The 23,281-nt window shown below is 64.7% G+C and carries 10 protein-coding genes; 2 read left to right on the forward strand and 8 right to left on the reverse strand.

The features are described from left to right. Positions 1 to 15,427 (reverse strand): non-ribosomal peptide synthase/polyketide synthase (locus IN820_RS06715; protein WP_193680228.1); only part of this gene is annotated, 15,427 nt, incomplete at its 3' end. A gap of 137 nt (positions 15,428 to 15,564) precedes the next feature. Between IN820_RS06715 and IN820_RS06720 the strand changes: the two genes are divergently transcribed. After that, on the forward strand, positions 15,565 to 16,530 hold the full coding sequence (locus IN820_RS06720; RefSeq protein ID WP_193680229.1) for a siderophore-interacting protein: 966 nt from the start codon (positions 15,565 to 15,567) through the stop codon (positions 16,528 to 16,530). 112 nt (positions 16,531 to 16,642) lie between these two features. On the opposite strand, the gene IN820_RS06725 is transcribed toward IN820_RS06720, so the two are convergent. The 3 genes from IN820_RS06725 to IN820_RS06735 form a co-directional block, all read right to left on the reverse strand. After that, entirely contained in the window at positions 16,643 to 17,662 is a 1,020-nt protein-coding gene (locus tag IN820_RS06725; protein ID WP_207793523.1) for an Rpn family recombination-promoting nuclease/putative transposase, read from the reverse strand. 310 nt (positions 17,663 to 17,972) lie between these two features. Next, positions 17,973 to 18,719 carry a thioesterase II family protein gene (locus IN820_RS06730; RefSeq protein WP_193680230.1) on the reverse strand — a complete coding sequence of 249 codons (747 nt, stop codon included), beginning with the start codon at positions 18,717 to 18,719 and terminating at the stop codon, positions 17,973 to 17,975. A gap of 8 nt (positions 18,720 to 18,727) precedes the next feature. Then, on the reverse strand, positions 18,728 to 18,973 hold the full coding sequence (locus IN820_RS06735) for an MbtH family protein (RefSeq protein WP_193680231.1): 246 nt from the start codon (positions 18,971 to 18,973) through the stop codon (positions 18,728 to 18,730). A gap of 155 nt (positions 18,974 to 19,128) precedes the next feature. Between IN820_RS06735 and IN820_RS06740 the strand changes: the two genes are divergently transcribed. Continuing rightward, positions 19,129 to 20,091: a DUF4351 domain-containing protein gene (locus IN820_RS06740; RefSeq protein WP_193680232.1), complete on the forward strand. Its 963-nt coding sequence runs from the start codon at positions 19,129 to 19,131 to the stop codon at positions 20,089 to 20,091. Between the two features lie 158 nt (positions 20,092 to 20,249). Here IN820_RS06740 and IN820_RS06745 read toward each other — a convergent pair whose 3' ends face one another. The 4 genes from IN820_RS06745 to IN820_RS06760 all read right to left on the reverse strand — a co-directional run bounded on the left by IN820_RS06745 (position 20,250) and on the right by IN820_RS06760 (position 23,280). Next, positions 20,250 to 21,644 (reverse strand): aspartate aminotransferase family protein, encoded by a 1,395-nt coding sequence (locus tag IN820_RS06745; RefSeq protein ID WP_193680233.1) that lies wholly within the window; start codon positions 21,642 to 21,644, stop codon positions 20,250 to 20,252. 159 nt (positions 21,645 to 21,803) lie between these two features. Then, on the reverse strand, positions 21,804 to 22,175 hold the full coding sequence (locus IN820_RS06750; RefSeq protein ID WP_193680234.1) for a hypothetical protein: 372 nt from the start codon (positions 22,173 to 22,175) through the stop codon (positions 21,804 to 21,806). Further along, positions 22,172 to 22,534, reverse strand: coding sequence for a NifB/NifX family molybdenum-iron cluster-binding protein (locus IN820_RS06755; protein WP_193680235.1), 363 nt, complete (start codon positions 22,532 to 22,534; stop codon positions 22,172 to 22,174). Before IN820_RS06755 ends, IN820_RS06750 begins: the two co-directional genes overlap by 4 nt. Then, positions 22,516 to 23,280, reverse strand: a complete 765-nt coding sequence (locus IN820_RS06760; protein ID WP_235989090.1) for an ankyrin repeat domain-containing protein — start codon at positions 23,278 to 23,280, stop codon at positions 22,516 to 22,518. The genes IN820_RS06755 and IN820_RS06760 overlap by 19 nt, the downstream gene beginning before the upstream one ends. Between the last annotated feature and the right edge of the window lies 1 nt (position 23,281).

The raw sequence follows: 23,281 nt of genomic DNA on the forward strand, positions 1-23,281 counted from the left end.
ACTGCCGCGCCACCGCAGCCAGGGCCTGCACCGTCTGGTGCTGGAACAGATCTTTGGGGGTGAGCTGGATACCGGCCTGGCGCGCCCGACTGACCACCTGCAACGAGATGATCGAGTCGCCGCCCAGTTCGAAGAAGTTGTCCGTCAGCCCCACCTGCTCCAGCTTCAGTACCGACTGCCAGATTGCCGCAAGCTGCCGCTCCAGCTCGGTACGCGGCGCCACATGGGTCTGCTGCAACTGGCTGATATCCGGCAGCGGCAGTGCCTTGCGGTCCAGCTTGCCATTGGGGGTCAATGGCAAGCTGTCGAGGAACAGCAGGTACGTCGGCACCATGTATTCCGGCAACTGAGTCCGCAGGCTGGAGCGCAGTGTGTCCCGCAACGCAGCCTCGGTTTCCGCGCCCTTGAGCGCGTTGACCGGCACCACATAGCCCACCAATTGCTTGCCGCTCGCACCTTCCTGGGCCAGCACCACTGCCTCGCGGACCGTTTCTTGCTCAAGCAGCCGTGCTTCGATCTCGCCCAACTCGATACGAAAACCCCGCACCTTCACCTGATGGTCGACGCGGCCCAGGTAGTCGACCACCCCATCGGGACGCGCGCGGGTCAGGTCGCCGCTGCGGTAGACCCGCTCGCCATCGCCGAACGGATCGGGCACGAAGCGCTCCGCGGTCAATCCAGGTCGGTCCAAATAGCCCCGCGCCACACCGCCTCCACCCAGGTACAGCTCACCGGCCAACCCCACAGGCAACAGGTTCAGCTCGGCGTCCAGCAGGTAGCCACGGCGTTTGCCCAGCAAGGTGCCTATGGGGGCATAGGACGCGCCGCAGGGATCGCCCGGTTTGGCTTTCCAGAGCAATGGCGTGACCACCGTTTCGGTCGGGCCGTAGCCATTGAGCAGATACTGGGGACGCAAGGCGCGACAGGCCAGCTCGAAGCTCGCCTGGGAAACGGCATCGCCACCCACGCAGTAGACCCGCACCGGCGGTGGGTTGCCGTCGCGCTCGGCGTACTCGGCCAGGTGCTGCAGGTAGACCGGCGGAAAACCACCGACGGTCACGCCATGCTCGTGCATTTCTGCGTAGGTGCGTTCCGGCAGCCACAGACTGTCGTCGCGGACCAGGATCCGCGCGCCATTGATCAGCGGGTGCATCCAGCCCTCATGGGCGCCGTCGAAGGCGAACGACATGAAGTTCAGCTCGCAATCAGCGGCGCTCATCTCGTAGCGCTCCCCCGTCGCCTGTACATGCTCCACCAGGGGCCCATGGGCCACCGCCACACCCTTGGGCTGGCCGGTGGAGCCGGAGGTGTAGATCACGTAGGCAAGGTTCTCCGTTGCCAACGCCACCTCGGGGGCGCTAGCCGGGTAGTCGTGCCAACGCTCCTCAAGATCCACCGCCAGGCTTGGCAGCTCCTCAGGAATAGGCAAGCGCTCCAGCACCTCGCTGTGGGTCAGCACCAGCGCGGCGGCGCAGTCCTTCATCATGTACAGCATCCGATCCTGGGGATAGCCCACGTCCAGCGGAACATAGGCGCCGCCGGCCTTAAGCACCGCGAGGAACGCCACCATGATCTCCGCCGAGCGGGGCATGGCAATCGCCACACGCACCTCAGGCCCCACGCCCAGTTCGATCAAGCGGTGCGCCAGGCGGTTGGCCTGGCGATCGAGCTCGCCATAGCTGAGCTGCTGCTCGCCGAAGATCACCGCCACGGCATCCGGCGCTTTGCGCGCCTGGTCTTCGATCAAGCGATGGACCGGACGCTCGCCCGGGAAGTCCTGCCCGGTCTGGTCCCATTGACTCAGGATGGATCGGCGCTCCGATTCACCCAGCAGCGACAGCTCGCCCAAGCGTTGCTGCGGTCCCTGCACAAGTGCCCACAGCAGATTGCCGAAATGCTCGGCCAGACGGGCCACACCCCAGGCATCGAACTGGTGGAGGTCGAAACCGTACTGCACCGTCAGTGTCTCGCCCAGGCTGATGCCCAGCGTCAACGGATAGTTGGTCTGTTCCCGCCCGCTCACCTCGCCAAAGCGCAGCCCGGCCGGCGCGCCCTGTTGCAGCGCCTCCGACACCGGGTAGTTCTCGAACACCAGCAGGCTGTCGAACAGCGCCTCGCCACCCTGCCCGGCCCAGCGCTGCACCTCGTACAGCGGCGTGTGCTCGAACTCGCGCAGCGCCAGGTTGCTCGCTTGCACCTGCGCAAGCCACTGCGCCACCGTTTGCTCCGGACGGGGACGGCCAATCACCGGCAGCGTGTTGATGAACAGGCCGATCTGCTCTTCCACGCCCACCAGTTCCGCCGGGCGCCCCGCCACCGTTGCACCGAAACACACCGATTCCTGCCCGCTGTAGCGTTGCAGCAACAACAGCCAGGCAGACTGCACCAGGGTGTTCACAGTGACCTTGTGCTGCTGGGCGAAACGTTGCAGTGCAAGCGTCTGCCCGGCATCGAAGCGCTGCAGGTGATCGCTGTAGCCTGCGCCTTCGACACCCTCGCCAGGCACCACCTGGGCCAGCCGCGTCGGTTCATCGAGCTGCACCAGTTGCGCCTTCCAGAAGTGCTCGGCGGCCTGCGCATCCTGGCGCTGCAACCAAGCGATGTAGTCCCGGTAGCGTCCATTCGGCGAAGCCACCACCTGCCCGGCATAGCGCTGCAGCACTTCGCCCAGCAGCCGGGAGTTGCTCCAGCCGTCCATGAGGATGTGATGACTGGTGTAGATCAGGTGGTAGCGCTGTTCGGCGGTACGCACCATGGTCAGGCGCAGCAGTGCGCCCTGCGCCAGGTCAAAACCTTTCTGGCGATCCGCCTGCGCCCAAGTCGACAGGCTGTCTTGCAGATTGCTCTGGCCTCGCCAGTCGAGGGTTTCGAAGGGCGTGGGCAGGTGCCGGCGCACGATCTGCAACGGCGGCTCGACGATGAACTGGCTTCTGAGCACGTCGTGCGCCTCGACGGCTGTTTGCCAGGCCTGCTGGAAACGCTCGACGTCCAGTCCCTCCACGTCCACCCGCAACTGGTTGATGTACTGCTCGCCGCCCTGCTCGTACAGGGTGTGGAACAGCATTCCCTGCTGCATCGGCGACAGCGGGTACAGGTCGGCGATCTCGCCGGGTGCTACCGGCAAACGGTCCAACTGGGCCTGGTTCAGGCCCGCCAGCGAGAAGTCCGAGGGTGTCACACCCCGATGGGTTTCATCGGTGCAGTGGGCGATTATCGTTTCAAGCTCCAGGCGGTATGCCTCGGCCAGACGTTGGATCGTCGCCTCGTCGAAGCGCTCCCGGCTGTAACTCCAGACCAGGCTCAGTTCGCCGTCGTACACCTGGCCGTTCAGGGTTAGTTCGCTCCCCTGGGGCGCTTCGGGGCTCTGCGTCGCACCGGTGCTTTCCTGCGCCGGGGTGAACAGGCTCTCGCTCGCGTCGAAACTGCCGTCGAACTGGCCGAGGTAGTTGAAGACGATCGAGCCTTGCGGCAACTGCGTCATGGCCTCGCGTAGTGGCTCATCCGCCAGATACTTCAGCAGGCCGTAGCCCAGGCCCTTGTTCGGCACCCCGCGTAGCTGTTCCTTGATGGTCTTGATCGACGCCGACAGCTCCGCCTGCGGACTCAGTTTCACCGGGTACAGGCTGGTGAACCAACCCACCGTGCGGGTCACGTCGAGGTCGTCGAAGAGCGCCTCGCGACCGTGTCCCTCCAGGCGCACCAGCACATCCGACTCGCCGCTCCAACGGGCGATGACCCGGGCCAACGCCGTCAGCAGCAGGTCGTTGACCTGGGTGCGATAGGCAGCGGGAGTCTCCTGCAACAGCCGTCGGGTCCAGTCGCGGTCCAGCCGGGTGTTCGCGTACGCGGCGTGCTTCTGGCAGCAGTTGCCGCCGTCCGGGTAGTCGCAGGGCAAACGCTCGCTGACACCCTGCAACTGGCCCTGCCAGTAATCCCGTTCGGCTGCCAGCCCGGCAGTGGCAGCGTGGGCTTGCAGCCGCTCGGCCCAGGCCTTGAAGGCGCTGGTCTTGGCCGGCAATGCCTGGGAGCGGTAGGCCTGCTGCAAATCCTCCAGCAACACCCGCCAGGACACCCCATCCACCACTAGGTGATGGATCGCCAGCAACAGACGTTGTGTGCCATCCGGCAGTTCGGCCAGCACCGCGCGCAACAGCGGGCCGTTTTCCAGGCTCAGGCTGCGCTGGGCCTCGTTGGCGACCTGCTCCAGTTCAGCAACATCGGCAAGGTAGCTGACCCACAACAGCTCCTGCGCAGAGACCGGCCCGAACTCGGCCTGCCAACCGCTTTCCTGCTCGACGAAGCGCAGACGCAGAGAATCGTGATGCGCGACCAGCGCCTGCAACGCGGCGCTCAGAGGTTCGGGCTCCAACCGCTCGCGCGGAGTCAGCAACAACGACTGGTTCCACTGCTGCCGCTCGGGAATTTCCGACTCGAAGAACCAGCGCTGGATCGGCGTCAGCGGCATGTACCCAGTGACCGGCCCCTGGTCGATCAGTGGCCCTTCGGACTGCCGCGCCACCGCAGCCAGGGCCTGCACCGTCTGGTGCTGGAACAAATCCTTGGGCGTAAACTGGATGCCCGCCTGGCTAGCGCGACTCACCACTTGCAGGGAGATGATCGAATCGCCGCCCAGTTCGAAGAAGTTATCGGTCAGCCCTACCCGCCCCAGCTTCAGTACGTCCTGCCAGATCGCTGCGATCTGTTGTTCCAGTTCCGTTCGAGGCACTACGTAGGTTTGCTGCAACTGGCTTGCGTCCGGCTGTGGCAGCGCCTTGCGGTCCAGCTTGCCGTTCGGGGTCAGTGGCAGGCTGTCCAGGAACAGCAGGTGCGCCGGGACCATGTACTCCGGCAGGCTTTCCTTGAGAGCGGCCCTGAGGACTTCGCGCAAATCGCTCTGCTGCTCTGACGACACCGGCTCCATCGGCACCACATAGCCCACCAACTGCTTGCCACATAGCCCTTCCTGATCCAGCACCACGGCCTCGCGCACAAAATCCTGCTTCAGGAGCCGAGCCTCTATCTCTCCCAACTCGATCCGGAAACCGCGAATTTTCACCTGATGATCGATACGGCCCACGTACTCGATCACACCGTCCGGCCGGTATCGGGCCAGGTCACCTGTCCGATACAGACGACCACCTCCTTGCTCGCTATCGTCGAACGGGTTCGGCAAAAACTTCTCGGCTGTCAGTGCAGGCCGCCCCAGATAGCCTCGGGCCAGCCCAGCTCCTGCCATATAAAGCTCTCCAAGCGCTCCGACAGGAACAGGCAGCCCAACGCCATCCAGCAAATAGACGGCACTGTTGGAAATTGGACGACCGATGTTCGCCCTGCCGTCCACCACCCTCAGCGTGTAGGTGGAATAGGTGGTGTCCTCGGATGGTCCGTACAGGTCATAGACCTGGCAAACATGCCCGGTCCGGTAGAGGTCGTCGACGAGCGTCTGCTTGAGGGCCTCGCCGGCAAGATTGATGGTGCGGACCGTGTCCGGCAAACGGCCGGCTTCACATAGCACCTTGATCGCGGATGGCACGGTATTGACCAGACGTACTCGGTCCTTCGCGGACAGGTTCGGCAGTTCCAGGGTATTACCAGCCAGCACGGCATACCCCCCCGCCGACAGGGTCACGAAGAGCTCCCAGACCGACAGATCAAAACAGATGGAGGTGGAGGCCAATACTCCGCACAGATATTCCAGGCTGTAGATCGATAGAGCCCAACCGATCAAGGCAACCGCATTGCGGTGCTCGATCAGCACCCCTTTGGGTCTACCGGTGGATCCTGAAGTGTAGATGCTGTAGGCCAAGCCCCCTGGCAGCGTCAGGTTGAGCGGGTTGTTATCTGGATAAGGCTCGAGTGAAATCTGGTCCAGCAGCAGAGTCCTGGCTCTGAACGACAGGGGTAAACGATCCTGCAGAGAGGACTGGGAAAGGAGCAGAATTGCCTGGCTGTCTTCCAACATGTAAGCCAATCGATCCTGCGGATACTCCGGATCCAGTGGCACGTACGCACCGCCCGCCTTCAGGATTGCCAGCAGCCCCACCACCATATCCAGGCTGCGCTCCACCGCAATACCCACCAGCACATCCGACCCCACGCCCAGTTCACGCAGCTTGTGCGCCAGGCGATTCGCCCTACGGTTCAGCTCCCTATAGCTCACTTCCTGTTCACCGAAGATCAGCGCAGTGGCCTCCGGCGTTTTCTCCACCTGTGCCTCGATCAATTGATGGATGCAGGCATCACGCGGGAAATCAGCCTCGGTACGGTTCCACCCATGGACGAGTTGCTGATACTCCTCACTGCCCAGCATTGGTAGCCCACCAATTCGCGCCTGCCCATCGACAGTCAACGCCCGTAGCAGATTGCCAAAGTGTTCAGCCAGTCGAGCCACCGCTTGTGCATCGAAATTGCGCCGGTCGTAGCCATAGTGCACCGTCAGCGTCTCGCCCAACCCCACTGCCAGCGTCAACGGATAGTTGGTCTGCTCCTGTCCAACCACCTGGCCAAAACGCAAGCCAGCCGGCGCACCCTGCTGCAATGCCTCCGATACCGGGTAGTTCTCGAACACCAGCAGGCTGGCGAACAGTGCCTCACCACCTAGGCCGGCCCAACGCTGTACTTCATACAGTGGCGTATGCTCAAACTCCCGCAACGCCAGATTACGCGCCTGCACCTGCTCGACCCACTCGACCACCGACTGTTCCGGACGTGGACTGCCGATCACCGGCAGGGTGTTGATGAACAGACCGATCTGCTCCTCCACCCCAGCCAGCTCCGCCGGCCGCCCCGCCACCGTCGCCCCGAAGCACACCGACTCCTGGCCGGTGTAGCGCTGCAACAGCAGCAGCCAGGCTGATTGCACCAGGGTGTTCAGCGTCACATGGTGCGCGCGGGCGAACGCCTCGAGACGGTGGGTCTGGTCCTGGCCGAAGGTCTGGTAATGGTCGCCGTAACCGGTTGCCTCGCCGACATCGCTGCGAACCGCTTGGACCAGCCGTGTCGGCTCTTCGAGCTCGACCAGTTGCTCTTTCCAGAACGCCTCGCCGGTAACCTGGTCCTGCCGTTGCAACCAGGCGATATAGTCCCGGTAGCGGCCCATCGATGACGGTACCGCCTGCCCGGCATAACGCTGCAGCACCTCGCCCAACAGTCGCGAGTTGCTCCAGCCATCCATCAGGATGTGGTGATTGGTGTAGATCAGGTGATGGCGATGTTCAGCCGTACGGATTACCGTCAACCGCAAAAGCGGATCCTTCAGACAATCGAAGCCTTTCTGACGATCCGCCTGCGCCCATGTGGTCAGCGCCTCTTCCAGATGGGTTTGACCACGCCAATCCAGCACCATGAAGGGAACCTGAATGTGCTTGCGGACCACCTGCAACGGCGCCGCCAGATCGCTGATGAAATTGGCTCTCAGCACCTCATGGCTATCGGCCGTCGATTGCCAGGCCTCACGGAACCGCTCGATATCCAGCCCCTCAACATCCACACGTACCTGGTTGATGTAGTCCCCGCCCTCCTGCTCATAGAGGCTATGGAACAGCATCCCCTGCTGCATCGGCGACAATGGGTAGATATCGGCAATCTGCTCCGTAGGAATCGGCAGACAGTCCAATTGCTTCTGGCTCAGTTTCGCCAGCGGGAAGTCCGATGGCGTCACGCCGCGATTGCACTCATCACAGCAGTGCTCGATCAGTACCTTGAGTTCTTCGACGTATTCGTCCGCCAACCGCTGGATCGTCTGCTCGTTGAACACTTCCCGGCTGAAGGTCCAGCCCAGGCTCAGTTCGCCCTCATACACCTGACCGTTCAGGGCCAGCAGGCTCGCCAGGGGGGCCTCTTCGTCCTGCGTCGCTCCGGTGCCCTCCTTCGCCGGTACGAACAGGCTTGCCTCGTCATCGAAGGTACCGTCGAACTGCCCCAAGTAGTTGAAGACGATCTCGCCCTGCGGCAGCCGTTGAAGCATTTGCCGAGCCTCGGGACTGCCCAGGTAACGCAGCAGGCCATAGCCGATCCCCTTGTTCGGGATCGCCCGCAACTGCTCCTTGATCGTTTTGATCGACGCCGACAACTCCACCTGCGGGCTCAGCTTCACCGGATACATGCTGGTGAACCAGCCCACCGTCCGGGTCAAGTCGATGTCCTCGAACAAGTCCTCTCGACCATGGCCCTCCAACCGAACCAGCACGTCCGGCTGTCCGGTCCAGCGAGCGATCACTCGTGCCAGGGCCGTCAACAGCAAGTCATTGATCTGGGAGCGGTAGGCGGCCGGCACCTCCTGTAACAGCCGGCACGTCCAGTCGCGATCCAGGCGGGTGTTCGCGTATGCCGCCTGTTTCTGCTGGTTGCCGCCCTCCTGGTGGTCGCAAGGCAGTTCATCGACGGTGCCTTGCAACTGTGTCTTCCAGTAGGCCAATTCCCCTTCGAGCGCGGAACTTTCGGCGTGTACTTGCAGATGCTCGGCCCAGGCCTTGAAGGAGCTGGTCTTGGCCGGCAGCCTGACCAGTTGGCCTGCGTCCAGGGCCTGGTAGGTCTGTTGCAAATCCTCCAGCAGTACCCGCCAGGACACGCCGTCCACCACCAAGTGGTGGATCACCAGCAACAGACGTTGACTGTCGTCGGGCAGCTCCGCCAGCACCGCCCGTAACAACGGGCCGTTTTCCAGGTTCAGGCTACGCTGCGCCTCATTGGCGACCTGCTCCAGCTCCGCCAGGTCGGCGAGGTGGCTGGTCCACAGCACATCCACCGGCTCCACACTCTGGAACTCGGCCTGCCATGCACCATCTCGTTGTTCGAAGCGCAACCGCAAGGCATCGTGATGCTCGACCAAGGCCTGAAAAGCTGCTCTCAAATGGTCAGGGTCGAGCTGTTCCCTTGGTTTCAGCAGCACCGACTGGTTCCAATGATGGCGCTCGGGAATCTCCGCTTCGAAGAACCAGTGCTGGATCGGCGTCAGCGCCATTGATCCGCTGACCAGCCCTTGATCGATGACCGGCCCCTCCGAACGGTGGGCCACCGCAGCCAGCCCTTGCACCGTCTGGTGCTGGAACAGATCCTTGGGAGTGAACTGGATCCCCGTCTGACGTGCCCTACTCACCACCTGAAGCGAGATGATCGAATCGCCGCCCAGCTCGAAGAAGTTGTCGGTCAGTCCTACCCGTTCCAGCTTGAGCACGTCCTGCCAGATCGCTGCGATCTGCTGCTCCAGCTCCGTTCTAGGTGCCACATAGGCTTGCTGCAACTGACTTGTATCCGGCTGCGGTAGCACCTTGCGGTCCAGCTTGCCGTTCGGCGTCAGAGGCAGGCTGTCTAGGAACAGCAGGTGGGTCGGAACCATATAATCCGGCAGACTTTTCTTGAGCGCGACCCTGAGTTCTTCGCGCAGATCGCCTTGCCGTTCGACCGACACAGGTTCTGTCGGCACCACATAGCCCACCAGTTGCCTGCCGCTCGCCCCGTCCTGGGCCAGCACCACCGCCTCGCGCACAGCCTCTTGTTCCAGCAGCCGCGCCTCGATCTCGCCCAGTTCGATGCGGAAGCCACGAACCTTCACCTGGTGGTCTACCCGGCCCAGGTAATCGACCAGGCCATTGGGCCGCGCACGGGTCAGGTCGCCGCTGCGGTAGACACGCTCGCCGTTGCTATCGAACGGGTCCGGCACAAAGCGCTCGGCGGTCAGCGCAGGGCGATCCAAATAGCCCCGCGCCACGCCCTCCCCGCCCAGGTACAGCTCACCGGCCAGCCCTACCGGCAGCAGGTTCAGGTCGGCGTCCAGCACGTAACCGCGACGCTTGCCGAGCAGCGTGCCAATCGGCGCATAGGCCGCTCCGCAGGCATCGCCTTTCCGGGCTTTCCAGAGCAATGGCGTCACCACCGTTTCCGTTGGGCCGTAGCCATTGAACAGGTACTGCGGACGCAATGCTCGCCAGGCCAGGTCGTAGCTGGCCTGCGGTACTGCATCGCCACCGAAACAGTAGACGCGTACCGGCGGCGGGTTGCCGTCACGCTCGGCATGCTCGGCCAGTTGTTGCAAGTACACCGGCGGGAACACCCCCAGCGTCACGCCATGTCGGTGCATCTCGGCGTAGGTCTGCTCCGGCAGCCACAGGCTATCGTCGCGGACCAGCACGCGGGCGCCGTTGATCAACGGGTGCATCCAGCCTTCATGAGCGCCGTCGAAGGCGAACGACATGAAGTGCAGTTCGCAGTCCGAAGGGTTCGTTTCGTAGCGCTCGCCGGTTGCCCGGATGTGCGAGACCAGCGGACCGTGGGACACCGCCACGCCCTTGGGCTGGCCGGTGGAGCCCGAGGTATAGATCACGTAGGCCAGGTTCTCTTCCGCCAGCGCTACCACCGGCGCGGTATCGGGATAGCCCTGCCAGTCATCGGTCCGGTCCACCGCCAGGGTCGACAGGCCCTCGGGGATCGGTAATTGCTCCAGCACATCGCTCTGAGTCAGTACCAGCGCGGCGGCACAGTCCTTCATCATGTACAGCAGGCGGTCCTGCGGATAGGCCACGTCCAGAGGCACATAGGCGCCACCGGCCTTCAGCACGGCCAGAAAGGCCACCATGATCTCCGCCGAACGGCGCATGGCGATCGCCACGCGCACTTCCGGCCCCACACCCAGCTCGATCAGCCGGTGGGCCAGGCGATTGGCCCGGGCGTCGAGCTGGCCATAGGTGAGCTGCTGGTCGCCGAAGATCACCGCCACAGCGTCCGGCGTTTGCCGGGCACGGTCTTCGATCAACTGGTGAACGTAGCGGTCGCTCGGGTAGTCCAGTTGAGTCTGGTCCCACTGGGCCAGGATGAACTGGCGCTCCGACTCGCCCAGCATCGGCAGCTCGGCAACCCGTTTTTCCGGCTGCGCGCAGATCGCTTCCAGCAGGTTGTGCCAATGGGCGGCCAGACGTTCGATACGCTCCGCCTCGAACAGGTCCGAGGAGTAGTTGAAAGAAGCCACCAGTCCATCGGATTGCTCCAGGGTGTTCAGCGAAATGTCGAAGTGAGCACTTCGCTCGACCAGATCCACCTCCTCGACATGCAACCCTCGCAAGCTATCCGCCGACACCTGCTCACCGAAGTCGCGCAGGTGGTTGTACATCACCTGGAACAGGGGGTTGTGTTCCAGGCCGCGCTCGGGCTTCAGCTCCTCCACCAGCACGTCGAAGGGGATATCCTTGTTCGCCTGCGCCTCCAGGGCGGTTTCCTTCACCGTTTCGAGCAGTTGCGAGAAGGTCGTGGCGGGGTCCACGCCCATCCGCGCCACGATGGTGTTGACGAAGAAGCCGATCAGCCCCTCCAGTTCCAGGCGGTTGCGGTTGGTGATGGGCACGCCGACGTTGATCTTGTCCCTGCCGCTGTAGCGCGAGAGCAGGATGGCGAAGGCGGCCAGGAAGACGTGGAACAGGGTGGCATTGGCCTCGACCGCGAGGCGGCGCAGCTTCGCCGCCAGTTCGTCGGGCAGGCGGATATCGACCCGCCCTCCCCGGTAGCTCTGCACCTGTGGCCTGATCCGGTCGGCAGGCAGCTCGAGAACGTCGAAGTCATCCTCCAACTTCGCCTTCCAATAGGCGAGCTGGGTCTGCATCTGGCCTGCGGCCAGGCGCTGGCGTTGCCAGGACGCATAGTCCGCGTATTGCACGGGCAGCGGCTGCAGTTCCTGTACCTGTCCAGCGGACCGGGCGTTGTACGCCGCGGCGAACTCGCGAACCATGACGCTCATCGACCAGCCATCGGAGACGATGTGGTGGAGCGTCACGGCGAGCAGGTGCTTGTCTTCCCGGACCCTGAACAGCCGGGCCCGGATCAGTGGCCCCTGCTCCAGATCGAAGCGGGCAAAAGCCTCCTCCTCCAGCCGCCGAGTTTGCGCAGCTTCGTCCTGGCCGCTCAGGTCCTCATAGCCGATAGTCACGGCGCCGGCCAGCAATATCCGTTGCCAGGGCAGGCCGTTTTCCTCGTGGAAGACCGTACGCAGCGACTCGTGGCGGGCAACCAGCGCGTCCAGGGCGACCTGTAGCGCCTGCCTGTCCAACTCTCCGCGCATCCTCACCGCCAGTGGCGTGTTGTAGGCCGTACTTTCCGGGTTGAGCTTCCAGAACAGCCATTGCCGATGCTGGGCATGGGAGACCGGCAAGGGCGAATCCCGGTCGACATGCTCGATCTCCGCATCCAGCTCCCGGCCGGCACTCTTTACCGCATCGGCGAATGCCTGCAGGTCGGCCGTATCGAACAGGGTGCGCAAGGGAATATCGAGACCCAGGCGCTTCCTCGCCCGGGAAACGACCTGGGTCGCCAGCAGGGAATGTCCGCCCAGCGCGAAGAAATTGTCGGAGAGCCCCACCTGCTCCCCCTGCAGCACCTCGGCCCAGATCTCGGCCAGCTGCTTTTGCAGGGGCGTGACGGGTGCGACGTAGGCTGCCGAGCTGGCGACAGGCTCGGGCAGGGCCTTGAGGTCGACCTTGCCGTTGGCGGTCACCGGCAGGCGCTCCAACACCAGCAGATGCGCCGGCACCATGTGTTCCGGCAGTGCCCGCTTCAAGGCCGCGCGAACCTCATCCGCAAACGCCTGCTGCGCCTGGCCGTCCCGCGCCTCGGTCGGTACCAGATAGGCCGCCAGTTGCCTGGCCGGCTCCTCGCCGACCACCCGCACCAGCGCGTTGCCGACGCCCGGCAAGGCCCGCAGGCGGCTCTCGATCTCGGCCAGTTCGACACGATAGCCACGGATTTTCACCTGGCCGTCCATGCGCCCGGCAAACAGCAGTTCTCCCCCACTGTTGCGGCGTACCCAGTCGCCCGTCCGGTACATCCGGGCCCCGGGAATGCCGACAGGATCGGGCACGAAACGTTCGGCCGTCAGCGCCGGGCGGCCCAGATAGCCCCTGGAGAGCCCCGTACCCGAGATGTACAGCTCGCCACGAGCGGAACCGGGAGCGGGCTGCAGGCAACTGTCCAGCACTCGCACGCTGGTGTTGTCCAGCGGACTACCAAGCACCGGCGACCCCTTCAATTCCCCGGCCAGGACGCCCACGGTGGTCTCCGTGGGACCGTAGTGGTTGAGTACCGTCAGTTCGGGCGCCAAGTCGGCGATCCTGTCCAGCAACGCCGGTGGGCAGGCCTCCCCGCCGAGGATCAGGCAGTGCCTGGGCAGGGCCGAGCGCCCGGCCGAGAGCATGGCAGCCAGGTGCGAGGGCACGATCTTCAGCGCATCCACCGCATGTTCTTCCATGCAGACGGCGAACGCCTCGGCGTCGAGCATCGTCTCCTTGTCCAGCAGGTGCAGGGTCTTGCCCGCGCACAAGGCGCCGTAGAGCATCGTGTGGCCAAGGTCCGCGGCGGGCGTGGAGACCATGGCCATGCTCTGGATCGTCTCCAGGGGTAGCCGCCGGGAAATGCCCTCGACATAGTTCACCAGCGCCCCATGGGGAACCGCCACGCCTTTCGGGGTGCCCGTGGTGCCCGAAGTGTAGATCACATAGGCGAGGTTGTCGGGGGAAACCCGGACAGGCTGCTGCGCATCTGCGGAGGTAGTCGGCAGGGGCTGGTCCAGGTCGATCCTGCGGACATCTGGCGGCAGGCTCCCGTTCCAGGACGAGCGCCCGAGAACCAGGCTCACGTCGCTGTCGGCGAGCATGAATTCCAGCCGTTCCTGTGGCTGCTCGGGCTCCAGGGGCAGATAGGCGGCCCCTGCCTTGAGGATGCCCAGGATGCCGACCAGCATGTCGATGGAACGGTCACCCACCACCCCGATGCGCTGGTCGGGCTGGACACCGGCCGCCAGCAATACCCGGGCAACCTCGTCGGCGCGTTCGTTCAGGCGGGCGTAGCCGATGTTGCCGTCGCCACTGGTCGCAGCCAGTCGTTGCGGATGCTGGTTCGCGGCGCGCTCGATCAGATGATGGACACAATCGACCGCCGGAGCGGCGGGAACGTCGCAGCCCTGCTCGGGCGCGGACGGCTCCTGCTCCAGGGGCAATTCACCGATGCTACCCGGGGCCTGTACCACCAGGCCTTCCAGCAGGCGCAGCCAGTTGCGCCCCAGTTCTACGACGGTCGGTTCCTCGAATACGTCCAGCGAATAGGTGAACGCCGCATGCAGGCGCCCGGCGCTTTCGTAGGTATCCAGCGTCAGATCGAAGCGGGCCGTGACCCTTGCCGTCTCCACGCGCGCCAGTGTCAGCCCGGAGCGGGTCTTCAGCTCTCCGACGCCGGCAACGGTCGGCTGATGGTTGAACAGCACCTGGAACAGGGGCGTAAGCGCCGTGCTGCGCTCCAGGTCCAGCGCCTCGACCAGTTGCTCGAACGGCAGCTCCTGGTGCGCCTGGGCGCCCAGCGCGGTTTCCCTGACCCGCCGCAACAGTTCGCCGACGTCGATCAACGGATCGATTTCCGTGTGCAGCACCTGGGTGTTGATGAAGCAGCCGATCAGCCCCTCCACTTCCGCACGCTGGCGGTTGGCGATGGGCACGCCGACACGGATGGCGCTCTGCCCGCTGTAGCGTTGCAGCAGCAACTGGAAGGCCGCCAGCAGGACCATGAACAGGGTGACGTTGTGCCGCCTGGCCAACCCATGCAGCCGCTCGGCCAGGCCGGCGTCGATCTGCAACGCATGCCGCGCGCCCCGGTGGCTGGGCTGCGCGGGGTGCGGACGATCGGTGGGCAGCGTCAGCGGCGCATGTTCGTCGCCCAGCTTGTCGCGCCAATAGGCCAGTTGCCGCTCCCGCTCGCCCGCCTCCAGCCAGCTGCGCTGCCACATCGCGTAGTCGCGGTACTGGACCGGCAGCGCCGGCAGTGCCGCATCCTCGTCCAGGCAGGCCGCATCGTAGAGCCGCAGGAACTCCTCGATCAGCAGGTTCAGCGACCAGCCGTCGGCGACGATATGGTGCAGGGTGAGCAGCAGCACGTGCTCCTGCTCCGCCAGCTTCAGCAGACGGACCCGCAGCAGCGGCCCCTCGGCGAGGTCGAAGGGCGCCAGGGCCTCCGCCTCGGCCATCGCGGCGAGCTGCGCTTCCCGTTCGCTGGGCGGCAGCGAGACCAGGTCCTCCGATTCGATCATGACCGGCGCCGACTCCAATACCTGCTGGCGGGCATCGTCGCCATCCGATTCGAAGCGGGTGCGCAGGCTCTGGTGACGGGCGATCAGCGCATCGAAGGCGCTCTGCAGGGCTTGGCGGTCCAGCTCGCCCTTCAGGCGCACCGCCATCGGCAGGTTGTAGGCCGCCCCCTGAGGGTCGAGCTGCCAGAGGAACCACATGCGCCGCTGGGCGTAGGAGAGCCCGTCGCGCTCGGCCACGTCGACGCCGGCAGCAATGGGCAGTAGGGAAAAGTCCACCCCCTCCTCCCGCAGGCCATCGAGAAACAACCTGCGCTTCTCCAGCGGCAGCTCGATGAAGCGGCGGGCGAGTTTCAGGGCGTTTTCTGCATTCATCTGTCTTCATCCGTACAGGAGCGGTGGTTTCCTCTGAACGGATGGGCGGAGCGGAAAATTAGCGCTCAGCCTATGGACTAAATGTCCGCAGCCAGCGTTCGTCCTTCCGAGACATTCCCGCCACAGAGGCTGTCCTCATGACTCTTGCCGAAACACTGGCGCAGAACCTGCGCAACCTGGCCCAGCGCACGGGGCTGTCCCGAGCTTCCAGCTATCGCCTGTTCGACGTGGCGCTGAAACAGCGGACCGTGCTCGGGCCGTCGCTGGCCCGCTTTGTCTTCACCGGCCCGGACGTCGCGCGGATGAACACCCTGGCGCCGGACCAGCGGATCAAGCTGCTGTTCCCCGCGCCCGACGGTTCGCCGCCGCGACTGCCCCATGAAGGCGACTGGCACAAGAGCCTGCGCGCCCTCGAGCCGTCGCACCGGCCGCCCATGCGCACCTACACCATCCGCGCGTTGCGCGGTGAGGCACTGGAAGTGGACGTGGACTTCGTCCTGCATGGCGAGAGCGGCCCGGCATCGGCCTGGGTCACCCACGCCCGCCCGGGCGATCGCCTGCAGATGGTGGCGCCGGACGCCCGTTACCCCGCCGATCCGGGCGGTTACGAGTGGCGCCCGCCACGGGGCGTTCGCCAGATCCTGCTGATCGGCGACGAGACCGCGCTGCCAGCCATCGCCGGGATCCTCGAAGCCCTGGCGGAGCGGCCCTGCGGGCAGCGAGTCGAGGCTTTCATCGAGGTTCCCCACGAGGAGGATTGTCTGCCCCTGCGCACGCCGCCAGGCACCCGGCTTCACTGGTTCGCACGCGATACCCTGGAACTCGGTCACGGCGAGGGGATGGCAAGGGCTGCACGGGAACTGGCGACCCTTCCATCATGGGGCGAACGGGAAAAATCCCTGCAGCCGCTGGAAAACGTCGACATCGAAAAACAGCTCCCCTGGGAACTGGCCAAGCCGACTGACAACGCCTTCTACGCCTGGGTCGCCGGGGAGTCGGCAGCGATCATGGCGATACGCAGCCATTGGGTCGGCGAGCTGGGGCTGGACCGCCGTGCGCTGAGCTTCATGGGGTACTGGCGGCTGGGGCGGGCGCTGGAGTGATGGTCCGCCAAGTAGCCTTGCTGGTCACTTGAGCGAGGCTTGTGAACGGTGAGTCTGCGAGACGCTCGCTCGATAGCAGAGCCCTCACTGCCGGTGGGGGCCAGCTCCAAGATCACTCGCCCCGGAATACGTCTTCCAGGCTTGTTGCATTCAGAATGCGTTCGGCCCAACTTTCCAGCTCGGCACTGCTGGCGTCAGCCAGGCGCTGCAGGGTTTCCTCATCCAAGGTGCCGAAGCGGCGGCTGAGCAGGCGGATCAGCATGGCGCGTTCGCCTTCCTGCCGGCCTTCCTCTATGCCTTTCTTCCGTCCCTCCTCGATACCCTGCTCTCGCCAATCCCGCGTCCAGTCCTTCACTCGTTCGGCCAGCATGTTGTCGATCTCCTGCAGGTCGTGCAATTGGTCGAAATTTATACCACGCATACGCGATGGTAGCAGTACCCGCTTCAGCCATACCGTGAAGTGCCTGCGCAGTTGTAATTGCTCCGGCTCGGCCAGCCAGACGAGCAACTGACCCAACACCCGGCGCACGTCATCCGTGGTGCGGCTGTTCTCCAGGCCGAAGAGTCCGGCGACCAGATTGCGCGTGCTGGGCAGGGCTTCGTCGGCATGGCGGCTTTCGTCCAGCAGCAGGTAGCGCATGGCCGGGCGGAAAGCTTCCAGGCCACCGGGTATGGCATCGATCAGGTCGGCGATCTCGGTGCTGGCGAGCCAGGGACGGTCACCGTTGTACAGTACCAGGGGCAATACCGGCGGCAACTTGCCAGCCGGCGTCAGCTGCCCGGTCTTGAGCAGATCCTGATAGAGCAGGCCAAGGTAAGTCATCACCCGGAGCGCCATGAAGGCATCCGGGGTGGACTGGAACTCCAGCAGAAGGTAGATGTAAAGCCAGCGATCGCTGTCAGCCCATTTGACGCGCCAGACCAAGTCGTCCTCACGCCCGCGCAGGTCTTCCGTTACGTAGTGGCCATCGGCCCGTTCCAGGCTGGCGAAGTCCAAGTGTTCGACCCAAGACTGGTGGACGTAGCCGCGCAGCAGATCGGCGACCATCTCAGGGTGGCTGAACAGCAATTTGTAGCTGTGATCGTGGCGATTGTTCCTGGCCATGGCGACGTCCTTGTCGGTAGGGTGCATTTAACATGCTACTTTTCACATCGCATGTATGTTTGCGAACTGCGCCACCAATCTGGTTTGGCCACTGCTGATGCGATCGTCTAACCAGACCATATCCCACGGGATGTCGCGCCACGGCCCGGCAGACCTGACGAATTCACCCCGGCACAACAGAAGGCCTCGTAGCGAAGCGGATACCAGTCGACCGGCGATTGAGATCAGCGAGCGCCTCGAGCAGATCGAGCCCCGGTGGGCGCCTGAGACATCTCGCCCTTTCATGCCTGCAACGGACGGATATCGAAGCCCGGTAGTTCGCTCATGCAGTGATACTTCACCCATCCGCTGCCATGGCGGAAAAATGTCGAACGCGACGCAGATGAACGCTCAGGTTGTTGCGGATCAGCCTCAGCACCTTGGCCTCGTGGTCATGGATGAAAAAGTGTCCGCCGGCGACCATGTCCAGCGAGAAGCCGACCGAGGTCTCCTCCTGCCAGGCCAGCAGCTGTTCCATGCTGCTTTTATCCTCCTTGCCGCCGAGCACGTGGATCGGCAGATCCAAACGCGACCGCAGCCGGTATCGATAGAGCCCGCACATGAGGAAGTCGGCGCGCAGGATGGGCAGGGTCAGGCTCATCAGTTCTTCGTTGGCGATGACCTCCTCCGGCGTGCCCTGCAGATCGCGCAGTTCGACCACCAGTTCGGCGTCGCTCTTGGGCTGGGAGTAGTCCTTCTCGTAGTCCTCGCGGCGGGTAGGCGCCGCGGTGCCCGAGGCGAACAGCGCCAGCGGCGCCGGGGCGCCCAGCTCGCGCAGGGCGTGGGCGACCTCGAAGCCCAGCAGGGCCCCCAGGCTGTGGCCGAACAGCGCATAGGGACGGTCCAGGTCCGGCAGCGACTCCAGGGCCAGTTGCCGGGCCAGGGCGCCCATGTCCGTCTGCAGCGGTTCGCCGAGACGCGCGCCGCGCCCCGGCAGCTCCAGCGGGCACACCGCCAGCCAGTCCGGCAGGCTCCGCCGCCAGCGGCTGTAGACCATGGCGCTGGCGCCGGAATACGGCAGGCAAAGCAGCTTCACTCTCGACACGGCGGACCTCAGCTGACGTTGGCGGCTTCTTCGCGCTGGCGGGCCATCTCGTCCATCTTCTTGCGCAGGCTCAGCGGGCGCATGTCGGTCCAGACCTCCTCGATATAGGCCAGGCACTCCTTCTTGAAACCGCTCTTGCCGGCCTTGCGCCAGCCCTTGGGGATTTCCTTGTAGTCCGGCCAGATGGAGTACTGCTCCTCATGGTTGACGACGACCTGGAAGAGGATGTCCTCGCGATCGAAAACTGAAGTCATGTCTTTTTCTCCGTGTTTTTGAACCCTGTCGGGCGTCACCATCAAGACGGATAGGCCTTCGGGAAAATTAGGGAAACCCGCAGCGGCGCCTTCCGCTTGCAGGGAGCACACCTCACGACTGCTGTATAAAAACACAGTATAGATAGGATAGCCTCATGCCAAGGACGAACAGCCATGACCAGAACTTCAAGAACCTGATCCTCGACTACCCGCGCCAGGCGCTAGCCTTCTTCGCCCCCACCGAGGCCGCGGACATCGACGATTCCGCCAGCATCACACCGCTTCGCCAGGAACAGCTCAAGCAGCGGCTGAGCGACCGCTTCCACGAACTGGACGTGCCGCTGCTGGCGGAGTGGCCAGACGGCCGCCGCGAGGCTCTGTTGTTCGTGCTGGAGGAAGAAAGCGACCCGGCGCGCTTCTCCATCCATCGCCTCGTCCATTACTGCACCGACCTGGCAGAACTCTGCCAGACCGAGCGGATGGTGCCGGTGGTGATCTTCCTGCGCGGCGACCGGCGCATTCCCGAACGGCTCGAACTGGGCAGCGAACGCCACACCTACCTGTCATTCCGCTATCTGCGCTGCCTACTGGCCGAAACGCCCGCGGAGGACCATCTAAGCAGCGACAACCTGGTAGCCCGGCTCAACCTGCCGAATATGCAATGGCCAGCGGAACGCAAGGTGGAGATCTATGCCCAGGCCATCCGCGGCCTGCTGCAGCTGGAGCCGGACCCGGAGAAGCAGCTCAAGTACATCGATTTCATCGACATCTACACGGCTCTGGATGAGAATGAACGACGCATCTACCAGGACCGCTACCCCCAGGAGGATCAGGGTATGACCCGATTGACCGAGCGTTTGCTGGAGCAGGGCAAGCAGCAGGGTATCCACCAAGGCATTGAGCAAGGCCTTGAACAAGGCATGCAGCGGGGCGAACTGACCGTTCTGAGCCGCCTGCTGATTCGCCGCTTCGGCCCTCTGGCGCCAGAGGTGGAGCAGCGTCTGCAACAGGCGGGGCTCGAGGAGCTTGAGCGCTGGGCGGAGAATGTCCTGGAGGCGAAGACCCTGGACGAGGTATTTGGGACACCGCTGCCGGTATTCGGCACGATCCCAACGTAGGGTGCGCTCCGCGCACCGCATACATCGGAGATTGGCGGTGCGCGCAGCGCACCCTACTAACATCCGTGCACCTCGACCCAACGACTCCATCGCAGCCATGCCGAGATTCATCCAGCCCTAAGGGGCCAGGTGAGGTTGAGCGAATGCCCTCGCCCCGCTCAACCCTCGGCCCGCACCGCCGCCGACAGCGCTCGCTCGAAGATATCGGCCACCTGCCCGACCTCCTCCTCGGTGATGATCAGCGGCGGCAGGAAGCGCACCACGCTGCCGTGGCGGCCACCCAGTTCGAGGATCAGCCCGCGCTTCAGGCATTCCTGCTGGATGGCCGAGGCCAATGCCGGGTCCACCGGCGGATGGCCGAGGGCGTCCGGCGTGCCGTCCGGGTCGACGATCTCCACCCCGAGCATCAGCCCGCGCCCACGCACGTCGCCCAGTTGTGGGTAGCGGCGCTGGATGGCCTGCAGGTGGTCCTGCAGACGCCGTCCGACCCGCTCGGCATGCTCGGCGAGGTCGTGTTCGCGCAGGTAGCGAATCACTGCCGAGCCGGCGGCCATGGCCATCTGGTTGCCGCGGAAGGTGCCGGCATGGGCGCCGGGCTGCCAGGTATCGAGCGCTTCGTGGTAGACCACCACCGATAGCGGCAGGCTACCGCCGATGGCCTTGGACAACACCACCACGTCGGGCAGGATGCCGGCATGCTCGAAGGCGAACATGCGGCCGGTGCGGGCGAAGCCGCTCTGGATCTCGTCGAGGATCAGCGGAATACCGGCGTGCGCGGTGATTTCGCGCAGGCCGCGCAGCCAGGCGTCGTCGGCCGGGATCGCACCGGCCTCGCCCTGCACCGCCTCGACGATCACCGCCGCCGGCGGCGGCACGCCGCCCTCCGGGTCGTTCAACAGGTTGGCGATGTAGCGCAGGCCGATCTGCACACCCTGGGCACCGCCCAGGCCGAACGGGCAGCGGTAGTCGTAGGGGAACGGCAGGAACTGCACGCCATGGCTGAGCAACGAGCCCAGCGGCGCCTTGGCCTTGAGGTTGCCCATCAGGCTGAGCGCGCCCTGGCTCATGCCGTGGTAACCGCCCTGGAAGGCCAGCACCGTGCTGCGCCCGGTCGCCGTGCGCACCAGCTTGAGGGCCGCCTCCACCGCGTCGGTGCCGGTGGGCCCGCAGAACTGGATCCTCGCCTGCCGGGCGAACTCGGCCGGCAGCACGCCGAACAGGTCCTGGACGAAGCGGTCCTTGACCGGCGTGGTCAGGTCGAGGGTGTGCAGCGGCAGCTCGTCGTCCAGCACCCGGCGGATCGCCTCGACCACCACCGGATGGTTGTGGCCCAACGCCAGGGTACCGGCACCGGCCAGGCAATCGATGAAACGCCGTCCCTCGACGTCCTCGACGTGGATGCCTCGCGCGCGCCTGAGCGCCAGGGGAATCCGCCGCGGATAACTGCGCGCATTGGATTCCTGCTGCGCCTGGCGCACCAGCAACGGGTTCTGCTCGAGCGAGTAGAGCGTCTCGATCGGCTTTTCTTCGATAACGTCGAACGTGGCTTGCATGACGCGATCCTTTGGTGAGGGATATCAACCGTCAGGCCGAACGCACCTCGCGCATTCGGTCTCGTTGAAGAGAAACGCGGGAGAGCGGCGAGGATTTACTTCGTGAAGGGCAGGCAGGGAGCGGGCAAGCGAGACACGCCCTGGTGCGTGCGGCGCGGGTCAATCATCCGCCACGTCCTCATCGTGCCGGTCCCCGAGCAGGCCCTGTTGCCGGATCATGGCCTTGAAGCCTTTCATCACGGGGCGGGAGATCATGGTTTCGGCCAGTACCCGCTGTTCGTAGACACGGTTTTTCATCGCTTCGTCGAGGTTACCGCGGGCCTGGGCAATCAGGGCATGGGCCCCTTCCCCAAGGCGCTCGCCGGTGCGCCGGCCGATCCGCTCGTAGAGCAGCGTCATGACCGCCTTTTCCGTGGGTTTCATCTTGCACTTGCCGTCGAGGATCTTGAGCATGACGGCGATGACGCAGTCCACCTGAACGGGCGACAGCGGATGCTCCTCCAGCCACTGGCCAATCCGCTCGCCACTCATGACACCTGCTCCCCAGCCAACGTGCGGCGCACATAGTCCAGCAGCGACGCGTCGATCGGCTCCCAGGCGTAGCCGGCGACGGGCTGCACGCCGATGGCCTTGAGCCTTGCCACCGGCCCGTCGCCGATCCTGGCGACGAAGACCGCCTGGCAATCCCTGATCGCTTCGAGGATGCCGGCCATGGCCGTCTTGCTCGAATGGTTGCCCAGGCAGTAATGCTCCACCTCGCGCGTTTCCAGCAGGCGACACGCATCCGGGTCGACCGCGTAGATCCAGAACCGCCTGGCATGGCCGAAGTGTTCGCTGATTGCCAGGCCCTCCTGGCTGGCGACCGCCAGTTTCACGGGGAAGTCGAGCATCCGTCTGGCCTCCAGTCGGCGGTGTGGCGCAACAGTTTCAGGCAGGCAACGGACGCGGCCAGATCCACCGCGCGCATGCCGTCGAAATTCTTCAGCAGAGGATCGGCACCGGCCTCCAGCAATAGCCGCAACAACTCCGGCCGGTCGCTGGAAGCGGTGTACATCAGCGCCGTGGCGCCGGCGTCGTTGCGATTGTCGAGTTCGATCCCGGCGTCGATCAGGTCCTGCACCAGCCCAGCGTCACGGGAAACGCAGGCCAGCCACAGGGCGGTATTGCCATCGTCGTTGCGGGCATGGATGTCCGCCCCGAAACCGAGCAGCTCCCTGGCGAGCGTCCGCTGGCCTTGCAGGGCGGCACGCATCAATGGCGTCAGCCCATGCAGGCGCGGCGCATCGAGGTCGGCGGGATCGAATTGCCATTCGGCGAGAAAGGTCAGCAGTTCAGGGCTGCCGGCTGCCCCGGACACCTGCGCGGGAGGCCCCTCCAACGCGGTGGCCAGCGGCCGATAGCCACCGTCGACGCTGTACACCCTGCCGAAGTGGAAACCGGAAAACATCTGCGCGAAGGTCCTGCTCGCGTTGCCGTGGTAGCAATAGATCAGCACCGGCGCATCCTTGGCCAGGCGGCCGAGCCATGCGGCCACACGGTCCTCGCTCAAGTGCATGGCGCCCTCCAGATGCTCCTGCCTGTAGCTGTGGGCATCACGCACGTCGAACAGGGTCAGCGCCGGTTCGGAGCGGATCAGG

This window comes from Pseudomonas lopnurensis, from assembly GCF_015070855.1.
Lineage (GTDB): Bacteria > Pseudomonadota > Gammaproteobacteria > Pseudomonadales > Pseudomonadaceae > Stutzerimonas > Stutzerimonas lopnurensis.

What these genes read in the sequence shown, in the direction of transcription:
- IN820_RS06735 (WP_193680231.1), bottom strand. Translation starts at nt 18,973, where the DNA reads ATGACTTCAGTTTTCGATCGCGAGGACATCCTCTTCCAGGTCGTCGTC.
- IN820_RS06745 (WP_193680233.1), bottom strand. Translation starts at nt 21,644, where the DNA reads ATGCAAGCCACGTTCGACGTTATCGAAGAAAAGCCGATCGAGACGCTC.
- IN820_RS06720 (WP_193680229.1), top strand. Translation starts at nt 15,565, where the DNA reads ATGACTCTTGCCGAAACACTGGCGCAGAACCTGCGCAACCTGGCCCAG.
- IN820_RS06725 (WP_207793523.1), bottom strand. Translation starts at nt 17,662, where the DNA reads ATGCACCCTACCGACAAGGACGTCGCCATGGCCAGGAACAATCGCCAC.
- IN820_RS06755 (WP_193680235.1), bottom strand. Translation starts at nt 22,534, where the DNA reads ATGCTCGACTTCCCCGTGAAACTGGCGGTCGCCAGCCAGGAGGGCCTG.
- IN820_RS06750 (WP_193680234.1), bottom strand. Translation starts at nt 22,175, where the DNA reads ATGAGTGGCGAGCGGATTGGCCAGTGGCTGGAGGAGCATCCGCTGTCG.
- IN820_RS06740 (WP_193680232.1), top strand. Translation starts at nt 19,129, where the DNA reads ATGCCAAGGACGAACAGCCATGACCAGAACTTCAAGAACCTGATCCTC.